The organism is Stenotrophomonas maltophilia group sp. RY12688 (assembly GCF_052149045.1).
Taxonomy (GTDB): domain Bacteria; phylum Pseudomonadota; class Gammaproteobacteria; order Xanthomonadales; family Xanthomonadaceae; genus Stenotrophomonas; species Stenotrophomonas sepilia.
On sequence record NZ_CP197389.1, the window covers coordinates 1,421,229 to 1,432,869 of the forward strand.

Sequence of the window (11,641 nt, forward strand, 5' to 3'; positions counted from 1 at the left end):
CCTGCCATTGAAACCGCTTGCGTATGACGCCCGGATTGCGACCCGGTTGCAGTAGAGCCACGCCCTGCGTGGATGCTGCCGTCACTCGGCCGTGGTCTTTTCCTTGAACCGGCACAGGTCGGCGATCACGCAGCCCGGGCAATCCGGCTTGCGCGCTTTGCACACATAACGTCCGTGCAGGATCAGCCAGTGATGCGCGTCGAGCAGGAACTCGGCCGGGATCACCTTCACCAGCTTGTCTTCCACTTCGCGCACGTTCCTGCCCGGCGCCAGTCCTGTGCGGTTGGCGACGCGGAAGATATGCGTGTCCACCGCCATCACCGGTTCGCCGAACGCGGTGTTGAGCACCACGTTGGCGGTCTTGCGCCCGACACCCGGCAGCGCTTCCAGCGCTTCGCGATCGCGCGGCACTTCACCGCCATGCTTCTCCAGCAGGATCGCGCAGGTGGCGATCACGTTCTTTGCCTTGGCGTTGAACAGCCCGATGGTGGCGATGTACTGCTTCAAGCCATCCTCGCCGAGCGCAAGGATCTTCGCCGGCGTGTTGGCGACCGGGAACAGGCGGCGCGTGGCCTTGTTGACGCCGACGTCGGTGGCCTGCGCCGACAACGCCACCGCCACCAGCAGCTCGAACGGCGAGCTGTACTCCAGTTCGGTCTTCGGGTGCGGGTTGAGTTCGCGCAGGCGGGTGAACATCTCCACCACGTCGGCGCGTGGCATCGTGCCGCCACGCCGCGCCGGGGCGCGTGCGGTCTTTTTCGTGGTGGCCATTACTGTTCCTTGCCACTGGCGCGGGCCTTGGCCCGGGCCAGAATCGCGGCTGCCGCAGCGGGCAGGGCGGGCTTCACGTCCGGGGCTGGTGCCGGGGTGCGACGTGCATCGCGCTCGGCCTCGCGGCGGGCCAGGCGCACCGCACGGGCACGGTAGCGTTCGCGTGCAGCCCAGGCCGCGCGCAGTTGCTGCTGGGCCTGGCACAGGCGTTGCGGAAGGTCGGGGTGGTCAGGCAGCAACCGGTCGTCGCCGGCACGGACGATGTAGTCCATCAGCCCGGCCTGCAGGGCACCATCGAGATCGTCTGCCTGGACCCGGGCGAACAACTGCGCGGGGTTGGGTCGGGATGCCATGGCGTCAGCGGTTCTGGAAGGCCGGCGCGCGGCGTTGCAGGAAGGCGCTGGTGCCTTCGCGCATGTCCTCGGTGGCGAACAGCAGGCCGAACTGCGCACTTTCGTATTCCAGCCCGGCCTCCAGGCTGCATTCGCCGCCCACGTGCACCGCGTCGAGCAGGCCACGCAGGGCCAGCGGGGCCGAGCGTGCCAGCTGGCGGGCGACGTCCTGCACCCGGTTGTCCAGCGCGTCGGCCGGCACGACTTCGTTGACGATGCCCAGTTCCAGCGCACGCGCGGCGTTGATCGGCGCCCCCAGCAGGCACAGCTCCAGGGTGGCGGCGCGGCCGCACAGGCGCAGCAGGCGCTGGCTGCCGCCGAAGCCGGGGATCAGGCCGAGGTTGATTTCCGGTTGGCCGAGCTTGGCGGTATCTGCGGCGATGCGCAGGTGGCAGGCCATCGCCAGTTCCAGGCCACCGCCCAGTGCGAAACCATTCACGCGTGCGATGACCGGTTTGGGCATGCGTTCGATCTGGCGCATCAGGGCCTGGCCCAGCAGCGAGAAATCACGTCCCTGAACGGCGCTGAGAGTGTTCATTTCCGCGATGTCGGCACCGGCCACGAACGCCTTGGGGCCCGCCCCGGTCAATATCATGACGCGCACCTCCGGATCGGCGGCGGCGTCGCTGAAGGCATCGGCCAGGGCCTGCAGGGTCGCGGCGTTGAGGGCATTGAGCTTGTCCGGGCGCTGGACGGTCACGGTGCGGATGGCGCCGTCGTCAGCGACAGCGATCAGGGCATCGGCCACGGGGAAACTCCTGGAACGTTAAAAAAAAGTGATATTGAACTCTGGAAACGCAGACGGGTCATAGCCTGCATCGTGAGTAGCGGTTACACGTTGCGCCCGTTATCCTAACCCGTCGCCTCAGGGCGGCGCAGAACGTCCCTGAGTTACCACCCCTGGAGAACTGTTTGATGAAGTTGCGTTCTATCGCGGTCGCCGTCGCGGCCCTGGCCCTGACGGGCAATGCCTTCGCCCAGGACGTCTCGTCCGAAAAGGGCAAGCTGAGCTACTACTTCGGTTACGACTACGGCAACAACCTGGCGGAGCTGACCGGTCGTGGTGAGCAGCTGGACATCAACTCGGTGGTGAAGGGCCTGCAGGATGCCTACGCCAAGAAGCAGCCGGCGATCACCGCCGAGCAGCTGAAGCCGGCCGTTGAAGCGTTCCAGAAGCGCGAGCAGGGCCGTGCCCAGGCCGCCAAGGCCGAGTACGAAAAGGCGGCTGCCGAAAACAAGACCAAGAGCGACCAGTTCATCGCGGCGAACAAGGCCAAGGCCGGTGTGCAGTCCCTGCCGAGCGGCGTCCAGTACCGCGTGATCGAGGCCGGCAAGGGTGCCAAGCCGACCCAGGCCAGCACTGTGCAGCTGGAAGTGGCCGGTCCGTTCCCGTACGGCCAGCGCCCGACCGAAGCCCGCCCGGCCCAGCAGATCCCGTCGATCAAGGTCAGCGAAGTCGAAATGAAGGCCATGCGCGAGACCCTGCTGCAGATGCCGGCAGGCTCGAAGTGGGAAGTCACCCTGCCGCCGGACCAGGCCTACGGTGCCGATCCGCGCACCCCGTTCCCGCCGAACGTGGCTGTGCAGTTCGAGATCAAGCTGGTCAGCGTCAAGTAAATCGAAGCAGCAAACGAAACGCGCCGGTGATTCCACCGGCGCGTTTTTGTTTGCGCAGTCCCTGACGGTAGAGTCGACTGTCAGTCGACTGTTTTTGGGTCACATCGGGGAAACGCCCGCGCTGCGCGCGCGAGTCGACTGACAGTCGACTCTACCGTCCGGCTGGGCCACCCGCGCAAATTCAGCCCGATCGCGCTACTGTTGGCGGGTGCAAACAATGGAAGAAACGGCGCGTGTTGTCGCAAGTCCCTGCATCGGAGTGTGCACGCTGGATCCGCACCGGCGATGCGCCGGCTGCGGGCGGCATATCGATGAGATCGCGCGGTGGTCGTCGATGAGCAACGAGGAACGCAGCCGCATCCTGCATCGCGTGCAGCCCCTGCGGCAACAACTGCAGCAGTCCCTGCGCGGTTCGCTGACCGACCACGAACGACTGATGCGCGCGCTGCACCCCTTGGCCCAACCACCTGCGGGCGACGGCTGGAACCGCAGTGAGCTGGTCGACCTGCTGCCGCCCGGGCCTCCAGTGGAGGCTGCGGTGCTGGCCGGCATCGTGCCGCGCGCCAACGGCGCACAGGTGATCCTCACCCGTCGCACCGAAACACTGCGCACCCATGGTGGCCAGGTCGGATTCCCCGGTGGCCGCACCGAACCCGATGACCGCGACGCGCTGGCGGCCGCGCTGCGCGAGAGCCAGGAAGAAATCGCATTGGCGCCCGGCCAGGTGCAGGCGCTGGGGTATCTCGATCCCTTCGTCACCATCACCGGCTACCGCGTCACGCCGGTGGTGGCGGTGGTCGATCCGGAGTTCGTGCCTGTGCCGCAGCCCAGTGAAGTAGCCGAGGTATTCGAGGTGCCACTGGATTACCTGATGGCGCCTGACAGCCTGCGCCAGGTCGAAATCAACCATCGCGGCCGGGTACGCCACGTGCTTGAGTATGGCTGGCCGGGCCAGCGCATCTGGGGGGCGACCGCCGCCATTCTCTACAACCTGCGTCGCCGCCTGGAGCAAGTGCAATGAAGCTGATCGATCCGCCGTGGACCACCCTGGTCGATGTCGCCACCCTGGCTGCCGCGTTGGGCGAAGGCATCCGCGTGGTCGACGCACGCGCCACTGCCAGCACTGCGGTGCGGGTGGTCGATGCGCGCTCCTCGCTGGCCGACCCGCAGGCGGGAAGCAGCCAGTATCTGGCAGGTCATATCCCGGGTGCGGTGTATGCCGATCTGAATCGTGACCTGTCTGATCTGTCGCGCGTCGGCCATGGTCGCCATCCACTGCCGGACAGCGATGCCTTTGCTGCGAAGCTGGGGCAGTGGGGCATCGGCCCCGACACCCAGGTGGTGGTCTACGATGGCAGCGACGGCAGCATGGCCGCCTCGCGCCTGTGGTGGCTGCTGCGCCTGATCGGTCACAGCAGGGTGGCCGTACTCGACGGCGGCATCGCCGCCTGGCAGGCCGCCGGTCACACGTTGGAAAGCGGCCAGGCTGAAGTGACAGCGCTGCCTGCCTACCCGGGCCGCTTCGACACCATCCAGATCGCCAACGCCGATGAAATCACCGCGCGGCTGAAGCATGCGCCGGGCTGGCTGGTCGACGCGCGGGCGGGTGAGCGTTTCCGTGGTGAAGTGGAGCCGCTGGACCCGGTGGCCGGGCATGTGCCGGGCGCGGTCAACCGCCCGTTCGCATTGAACGTACTCGACGGCCGCCTGCGCGACGCACAGGAGCTGCGCGCCGAACTGCAGGGCGTGATCGGCAACCGCGATCCGCAGCAGGTGGTGCTGATGTGCGGTTCCGGCGTGACCGCCTGCCATCTGCTGCTGGCGATGGAAAGCGCGGGCCTGAGCGGCGCGCGCATCTACGCCGATTCCTGGAGCGGCTGGGTGAGCGACAGCAGCCGCCCGGTGGCGACCGGCGCCTGAGCCGCGCGGGGTCGGATCCGTTTTCCAACGGAAAGCGGCTCTGACCCCATCAACCGAAAATCGGGGTCAGAGCCCGTTGCGCAGCAACGGGATCCGACCCCGTGTCGATTCGAAGGATCGCGGAGAACTGTCGAAGGCGGGGTGGGTCCGGTTGCGGGGGTGTCCGCGGCATGGATGCCGCGGCCAAGCCGCCATGGGTGAGGGCGCTTTGCTTGCGAAGCACTGCTTCGCAAGCGCCCGAACGCACAGCCGCCAGCGGCTGGGCCGGCCTGGGGCTTTACGGCGTCCCCCGCAATCGGATCCACCCCGCCATCCCCCGGAATGCCAGCTCTTGACGTTGACGTTGCCTCTGCGGGTGCAGGGCGCAGCCCTGCCGCTTACCCAACCGGCTGCAGTGGCACCTTGGCCAGGATTCGCGCCCACGGGAACAGCGGCCCCGGATCGCGCTTGCGCGCCACCGTCAGCGCCGCATCGTCGCTGGCCGGCACCTGCTCCAGGTCCAGCTGGTCATGCCCGGCAATCCGCCGCAGCGACGGATAGTGCGCCACCAGCGCTTGCAGCAGGCCTTCCAGCGCCTGCAGCTGTGCCTCGGTGTAGGGCTCGTCCATCGCCTGGTGGCGGCTGTCGAACCAGTCCGGATAGCGCCCGCGGTTGACCAGCTCGATGCCCAGCGTATGCGCGTTCATGCCGCGCACGTGATGGGCCACGCGTTCCGGCGCCACGTACTGCACCACGCTGCCATCGCGGTCGATGTAGAAGTGCCCGCTGTTGCCGGCGCCGCTGTCGTACAGCACGCGCTCGCCGTACTCGCGGGCCATCGCCAGATCGGGCAGCTCGGTGCAGTGGATCACCACCATTTCCAGCGAGGCGGGATCCCGCAGCGGCAGTCGGTCGTGATAGGGCAGGGGCTGCAGCTGCAGGCCGGGCAGGAGCGGGTTGGGCATCCGGCGATGCTAGCATTGCGGCATGAATCTGCCTTCCCTTTCCTCGTCGGCCCGCGCCCACGGAGCACGCGCATGAGCCGCGGCCACTGCATCCTCTCCCATGGCTTCGAGAGCGGCCCGGAGGCGACCAAGGTCACCGCGCTGGCCGAGGTGGCGCAACGCCTGGGCTGGACCCACGAGCGCCCCGACTACACCGACCTGGACGCGATGAGCGAGGTCAGCCGGGTGGGCGACGTGCCGACCCGCCTGCGCCGTCTGGTTGAACGCGCCGCCATCGCCGCCCGTCAGGGGCCGGTGGTGCTGGCCGGCTCCAGCCTGGGCGCCTACATCTCCGCCATCGCCTCGCTGCAGGTGCCGGTAGCCGGCCTGTTCCTGATGGTGCCGCCGACCACCATGGGCCCGATGCCGGCGCTGGACGCCGCTGCGGTGCCGACCACGGTGGTGCAGGCCTGGCATGACGATGTGGTACCGGCTGCCGGCGTGATTGCCTGGGCGCAGGCGCGTTCGGCGCAGTTGCTGCTGGTTGACGATGGCCACCGCCTGGAGCGCCACGTGGAGGCCTCCGCGCAGGCCTTCGAGCGCCTGCTGCGGCATCTGTGAAGCCAGGGCGCACGGCGCGCCCGCCCGCATTGACTACAATGGCAGCCCCGCCGCCCCCGGCGCGGGCCTGCCGGCCGTGCCTACGGCCCTCCTTTCCGACCGGCCCGGCCCCTGTGCCGCGCCCGACCACCTGCGAACCGATCCCGTGAAATTCTTCGTCTCCTGCGCCAAGGGCCTGGAATACCTGCTTGCCGATGAACTGTCGGCCCTGGGCCTTGGCAAGGCCACCGCCACCATTGCCGGCGTCAACGCCGACGGCGAACTGGCGCAGGCGCTGCGGATCGTGATGTGGTCGCGCCTGGCCAGCCGGGTGCTGTGGCCGATCGACGAGTTCGACTGCCCGGACGAGCAGGCCCTGTATGACGGCGTGCGTGCACTGCCGTGGCACGAGCACATCTCGCCGGAGATGACCCTGGCGGTGGATGCGCACGTGTCCGGCGACAAGATCACCCATGCACGCTTTGCCGCGCAGCGGATCAAGGATGCGATCGTCGACCGCATGCGCGACGAAGGCCTGGAGCGGCCCTCGGTCAATACCGATCTGCCCGACGTGCGCGTCAACCTCTCGCTGCGCAAGGGCCGCGCCTCGCTGTCGATCGACCTCGGCGGTGGCCCGCTGCATCGCCGCGGCTGGCGCGGTGCCGCCCACGAGGCGCCGCTGAAGGAAAACCTGGCCGCCGCGCTGCTGCTGCGCGCGCAATGGCCGCGCCTGCATGCCGCCGGCGGTGGGCTGCTGGACCCGATGTGTGGCAGCGGCACGCTGCTGATCGAAGGCGCGCTGATGGCCGCCGACGTTGCCCCAGGCCTGATGCGGCATGGCAGCCTGCCGCCGAGCCGTTGGCTGGGCTTCGACAAGGTGGCCTGGAAGTCCATCCAGAGCGAAGCACGTGAGCGCGAAGCGGCCGGCCTGGCCGCGCTGAAGCCGGTCATCCACGGCAGCGACATCGACCCGGCTGCGATCCGGGCGGCCCGCGAGAATGCCGAGGTCGCCGGCGTCGCCCACGCGATCCGTTTCACCCGCGCCGATGTCGCCGACCTGGCCGCGCCGGAACAGGAGATCGGTGCGGTGGTCTGCAACCCGCCGTACGACGAGCGCCTGGCCGCCGATCCAGCGTTGTATCGTGCACTGGGCAATGCCTTGCAGAAGGCGGTGCCGCAGTGGCGCGCCAGCCTGCTGTGTGGCAATGACGAACTGGCCTTTGCCACCGGCCTGCGCGCCAGCAAGAAGTACCAGATGTTCAACGGCGCGCTGGAATGCGCGCTGATCGTCTGCGATCCGATCGCTGTTCCGGGCCGTGATCCGGCACAGCCCCGCGAGCTGAGCGAAGGCGCGCAGATGGTGGCCAACCGCCTGCGCAAGAACCTGAAGAAGTTCAAGAGCTGGCGTGCCCGCGAGGACATCACCTGCTTCCGCGCCTACGACGCCGACCTGCCGGAGTACGCGGCGGCCATCGACGTCTACGAGGAAGAGGGGGGCAGGCGGCGTACCTTCCTGCATGTGCAGGAATATGCGGCACCGGCGGCGATTCCCGAGAACGACGTGCGCCGCCGCCGCAATGAGCTGCTGGCCGCCGCGCGCGAAGTGTTCGGCGTGCCACCGGAACAGGTGTCGATGAAATCGCGCGAGCGCGGCAAGGGCGGCAGCAAGTACGGCCGCTTCGAGCAGCGCGACGAGTTCATCGTGGTGCGAGAGAACAACGCGCTGCTGCAGGTGAACCTGTTCGACTACCTCGATACCGGCCTGTTCCTTGACCACCGCCCGCTGCGCCGGATGATGGCCGAGCAGGTGCGTGGCAAGCGTTTCCTGAACCTGTTCTGCTACACCGGCGTGGCCAGCGTGCAGGCCGCCGTGGCGGGTGCCGCCAGCACGACCAGCGTCGACCTGTCGGCTACCTACCTGCAATGGTGCTACGACAACCTGGCGTTGAACGGACAGGGGGGCAACCAGCACCTGCTGGTCCAGGCCGACGCGATGGCGTGGCTGGAAGGCGACCGTGGCCAGTACGACGTGATCTTCTGTGACCCGCCGACTTTCTCCAACTCCGCACGCGCCGATGACTTCGACGTGCAGCGCGAACAACTGAAGCTGCTGCGTGCGGCGGTGGCGCGGCTGGCACCGGGTGGCGTGCTGTACTTCTCCAACAACTTCCGCCGCTTCAAGCTGGAAGAGAACGCCATCGCCGAGTTCGCCCAGTGCCGCGAGATCACCGCACGCACGATTGGTCCGGATTTCGAGCGCAACGCGCGCATCCACCGCGCGTGGGAACTGAAGCGGTTGGGGTAAGCCCGGTAGTGCCGGCCGCTGGCCGGCAACTGCGTCAGAACCGTGGAAGGTCCGCGGGATGCCGGCCAGCGGCAGGCATTACCGCGTCTGGTCCGTAGATCCACGCCATGCGTGGATCGGCCTAAAGCACCAACAATCGCCCCGGCGCATGGGCCAGGGGCCAATGGCCCTGTTCGTACAGCGCAAGCACAGGCTCCCAGTGTGCCGGCAGGCCGAGATGCATCTCCAGCAGGCGTTGCCGGAAGGCGAACATCGCCCCATCGCGCGCCACCAGCTGCAGGTCATGTGCACCACAGCGCAGTGCCGGCAGATCCAGTGCCGAAAGCGCGCGCATCAACGTGCGGTTGAGTTCGCGTCGGGCGTCGGCGAGTTCGGCTGGATGGGGCAGGGCGCCGTGAAACGGATCCGAATCGCCCAGTGTGGTGGGCATCCATTCGAAACCATCGGTATCGATGGTCCGCAGTGCTTCGGCCAGCGACCGAACGGCGACGACGCCGGCCGCTATGGGCAGTGTTTCACCCAACCGGGAAAAAAAGCCGATTCCAGACATCCGCTGCAGCATGCTATCCATACCGGCATTGTAGATCCACGCCATGCGAGGATGCCGCTGTCCCCGTCCTGCGGCTACAGCAATTCCAGCACCAACCCCAGCACCGGCAGCGCGATCGCCAGCGGCGCAATCCATGTTGGACGATACGGGTACAACCCGAACGACAGCGTCACGCCGGCCAGGGTCATTGCGCCCAGCCATAGCACCGGGCCCATCGCCCAGCCGTGGTCGGCCACGCACAGTGCGAACGCCGCCGCCAGCAGCGCCCAGCCCAGCACCCGCCACTGCATCCGCCGTGCGGGTGCGGCCGCGGCCTTGCCATGCAGGTCGTGCTGGTGCTTTTCCATCGACAGCGACAGCGCGGTGAACGCAGAGAACGACAGCGCCAGTGCCAGCAGCATCATGCGCTGGCCTCCGCTTCGGCCGCTTCCGCAGTGTTCACCGATGCCTTCGGTGCAGCCGCAGCGGCCGCACGTTTCTTCTTCTCGGCCGCACTCAGCGGTGGCGTCCAGCGCTGCATGCGCCAGCCGCACAGCGCCAGCATCGCGCCGAACGCGATCATCGAAAGATCGACGCCGGCCAGTACCCAGTCGCCGCTGCGCAGTGTGACCCCGAGGTGGGCATGGGTGGTCACTGCATTGACCACCGGCACCAGTGCGAACGCGGCCGCACCCAGATAGAGCTGCCACGCCCACATCATCCGCTTCGGCCAGATGAAGGCGGCCAGCAGCGCGCCGCCCCAGGCGTAGAAGAACACGTTGGCCTCGGCACTGGAGCGCTCGGCGATCTGCAGCGGCAGCAGGCGGTTGCCCCAGAAGTACGCCGCGAAGGCGATCGGCAGGCCGGCCACGGTGCCGATGTTCAGCGCATCGACCAGGCGCAGGCCGAATCCGGTACGCCCGCTCTTGGCATGCCTGGGACGCTCCTTCACCGCCCACAGCACCACGCCGCTGGCGACCATCAGGCAGCCGACCAGGCCGGACAGGAAGAACAGTGCGCGCAGGCCCCAGTCGGCGAAGCGCGCCAGGTGCAGGCCATACAGTACGCCACGGGTGGCGGTGGCACCGCCGGACGGTGGCGTCTCTTCCAGCAGCGCACCGCTGACCATGTTGTAGCGCAGCGCCGGGGTGTCGGTGGACAAACGCCTGCCGTCACGTTGGCGGATGTCGATCACCGCATTGGCAGCGCCCGGGTTGGACACGGTGAAGCCGGCCACTTCCACGCCGTGCCAGTGCGCACGCGCGCTGCCCAGCAACTGTGCGATCGGCAGCGGCGTGGCGCGGCCCTGCGCCGGCGCGGTCACCTCTGGCATGCCGCCGAAGGCTTCGCTGAAGAACTTGTCCTCGTCCTGCGGGTAGGCGACTTTCACCCCCCACGGCAGGTACATGATCATCAGAGTGACGATGCCGGTGTAGGTGATCATCGCGTGGTACGGCAGGGCCATCACCGCGCTGACGTTATGGAAATCCAGCCAGGACCGCAGGCCCTTGTCCTTGCGGAAGGTGAAGAAGTCCTTGAAGATTTTCTTGTGGGTGATGACGCCGGTGATGATCGCCACCAGCATGAACATCGCGCAGAACCCGACCAGGTAGCGCGCCCAGTACACCGGGATGTAGTGCAGGTCGAAGTGCAGGCGGTAGAAGAAGTCGCCGCCACGGGTCTCGCGCGCCTTCAGTGCCTGGCCGGTGTTCGGGTCGAGCGTGGCGTCGCCGAAGCCACCGCGACGGCCACGACTGGGGTCGGCCAGTTCCGGTGGCAGCCGCCAGAACAGCTGCATGGCCGGGTTGCGCGGCTGCGGCAGGGTGACGAACCAGTTCTCGGCGTGACTCGCATTGGCCTGCAGGTAGGCCACCGCGCGCTGCGCGGCCACGTCGATGCTGACGTTGCTGGACGGCAGCTCCGGGCGCATCCAGCGGCTGATTTCTTCACGGTAGTAGCTGGCCGTGCCGGCCATGAAAATCAGCAGCAGCAACCAGCCGACCAGCAGGCCGGTCCAGGTGTGCAGCCAGGCCATCGACTGGCGGAATCCGTTCTTCATGCCCAGGCCCCCAGCATGCGCGCGATGGCAGCCATCAGCAGGGCGGGAGCGAGAATGCCGACCCACGCACGCAGCGCGCTGCGGGTGGCGAACGCCCACAACGCCGCGCAGGCGGCGACCAGGATCGCCAGCAGCATGCCGGTCAGCACGGTCTGGCCGCGCGCGCCGGGCAGCGCCACCGCGCAGAACACGCTGGTCACCGAGGCCAGCGCATAGCCGCCGAAGATCGCGGCCAACGAACGTGACAGCACGCCCCAGCGCGGGCTGGAGAACAAGGTGCGGGGGCTGGCGGGTGTGGGCGAGCGGTCCACGGCGTTCCTGAAGGTAGGAGAAGGGATGGAACGCGTCCGCGGCCCCCTTGCGCCCTGCGCATGTCGCCCAGCGTGTCCCATCGACGAAGCACTGCCCGCGCAGACGGGCAGCCCAGAAGTCGGGGCAGTACACGGGCGATGGGCACGTTTTTCGTGCCCGTTTGGCTAAGCGTACAACCGATCAGTAAATGATATGTATTCGCATTTCATGAAT

The 11,641-nt window shown here is 67.8% G+C and carries 13 protein-coding genes; 5 read left to right on the forward strand and 8 right to left on the reverse strand.

Annotated elements, in window-relative coordinates:
- Positions 1 to 81: 81 nt before the first annotated feature.
- The 3 genes from nth to ACS0OT_RS06550 are packed head-to-tail and all read right to left on the reverse strand — an operon-like array spanning position 82 to position 1,911.
- Positions 82 to 771, reverse strand: a complete 690-nt coding sequence (nth, locus tag ACS0OT_RS06540; protein WP_053501078.1) for an endonuclease III — start codon at positions 769 to 771, stop codon at positions 82 to 84.
- On the reverse strand, positions 771 to 1,124 hold the full coding sequence (locus ACS0OT_RS06545) for a hypothetical protein (protein ID WP_005415900.1): 354 nt from the start codon (positions 1,122 to 1,124) through the stop codon (positions 771 to 773). Before ACS0OT_RS06545 ends, nth begins: the two co-directional genes overlap by 1 nt.
- A gap of 4 nt (positions 1,125 to 1,128) precedes the next feature.
- Positions 1,129 to 1,911 (reverse strand): enoyl-CoA hydratase-related protein, encoded by a 783-nt coding sequence (locus ACS0OT_RS06550; protein WP_111202185.1) that lies wholly within the window; start codon positions 1,909 to 1,911, stop codon positions 1,129 to 1,131.
- A 167-nt stretch (positions 1,912 to 2,078) separates the two neighbouring features.
- On the opposite strand from ACS0OT_RS06550, the gene ACS0OT_RS06555 reads away from it, so the two are divergent.
- The 3 genes from ACS0OT_RS06555 to ACS0OT_RS06565 all read left to right on the forward strand — a co-directional run bounded on the left by ACS0OT_RS06555 (position 2,079) and on the right by ACS0OT_RS06565 (position 4,700).
- A complete protein-coding gene (locus ACS0OT_RS06555; RefSeq protein WP_005408797.1) occupies positions 2,079 to 2,780 on the forward strand; it encodes an FKBP-type peptidyl-prolyl cis-trans isomerase N-terminal domain-containing protein in 702 nt (233 codons plus the stop codon).
- A gap of 217 nt (positions 2,781 to 2,997) precedes the next feature.
- The gene (locus ACS0OT_RS06560; protein ID WP_111202184.1) at positions 2,998 to 3,801 is read left to right on the forward strand and encodes a CoA pyrophosphatase; all 804 of its coding nucleotides are present in this window, start codon (positions 2,998 to 3,000) and stop codon (positions 3,799 to 3,801) included.
- Positions 3,798 to 4,700: a sulfurtransferase gene (locus ACS0OT_RS06565; protein WP_065186089.1), complete on the forward strand. Its 903-nt coding sequence runs from the start codon at positions 3,798 to 3,800 to the stop codon at positions 4,698 to 4,700. Before ACS0OT_RS06560 ends, ACS0OT_RS06565 begins: the two co-directional genes overlap by 4 nt.
- A gap of 377 nt (positions 4,701 to 5,077) precedes the next feature.
- Here the strand turns inward: ACS0OT_RS06565 and ACS0OT_RS06570 are convergent, their stop codons facing one another.
- Positions 5,078 to 5,644: an N-acetylmuramoyl-L-alanine amidase gene (locus ACS0OT_RS06570; protein WP_053498686.1), complete on the reverse strand. Its 567-nt coding sequence runs from the start codon at positions 5,642 to 5,644 to the stop codon at positions 5,078 to 5,080.
- Positions 5,645 to 5,716: 72 nt separating this feature from the next.
- On the opposite strand from ACS0OT_RS06570, the gene ACS0OT_RS06575 reads away from it, so the two are divergent.
- Both ACS0OT_RS06575 and rlmKL read left to right on the forward strand, forming a co-directional pair.
- Entirely contained in the window at positions 5,717 to 6,244 is a 528-nt protein-coding gene (locus ACS0OT_RS06575) for an alpha/beta hydrolase (protein WP_065186090.1), read from the forward strand.
- Between the two features lie 145 nt (positions 6,245 to 6,389).
- Positions 6,390 to 8,528 carry a bifunctional 23S rRNA (guanine(2069)-N(7))-methyltransferase RlmK/23S rRNA (guanine(2445)-N(2))-methyltransferase RlmL gene (gene rlmKL, locus ACS0OT_RS06580; RefSeq protein ID WP_442256091.1) on the forward strand — a complete coding sequence of 713 codons (2,139 nt, stop codon included), beginning with the start codon at positions 6,390 to 6,392 and terminating at the stop codon, positions 8,526 to 8,528.
- 121 nt (positions 8,529 to 8,649) lie between these two features.
- Here the strand turns inward: rlmKL and ACS0OT_RS06585 are convergent, their stop codons facing one another.
- Genes ACS0OT_RS06585 through ACS0OT_RS06600 form a run of 4 tightly spaced genes read right to left on the reverse strand, consistent with a single transcriptional unit; the run spans position 8,650 to position 11,427 of the window.
- A complete protein-coding gene (locus ACS0OT_RS06585) occupies positions 8,650 to 9,123 on the reverse strand; it encodes a hypothetical protein (RefSeq protein ID WP_262220180.1) in 474 nt (157 codons plus the stop codon).
- 29 nt (positions 9,124 to 9,152) lie between these two features.
- Complete coding sequence (locus tag ACS0OT_RS06590) at positions 9,153 to 9,482, reverse strand: DUF3325 domain-containing protein (RefSeq protein WP_005415908.1); 330 nt, start codon at positions 9,480 to 9,482, stop codon at positions 9,153 to 9,155.
- On the reverse strand, positions 9,479 to 11,116 hold the full coding sequence (locus ACS0OT_RS06595; RefSeq protein ID WP_442256092.1) for a PepSY-associated TM helix domain-containing protein: 1,638 nt from the start codon (positions 11,114 to 11,116) through the stop codon (positions 9,479 to 9,481). The genes ACS0OT_RS06590 and ACS0OT_RS06595 overlap by 4 nt, the downstream gene beginning before the upstream one ends.
- Complete coding sequence (locus tag ACS0OT_RS06600; protein WP_329953675.1) at positions 11,113 to 11,427, reverse strand: DUF3649 domain-containing protein; 315 nt, start codon at positions 11,425 to 11,427, stop codon at positions 11,113 to 11,115. Before ACS0OT_RS06600 ends, ACS0OT_RS06595 begins: the two co-directional genes overlap by 4 nt.
- Between the last annotated feature and the right edge of the window lie 214 nt (positions 11,428 to 11,641).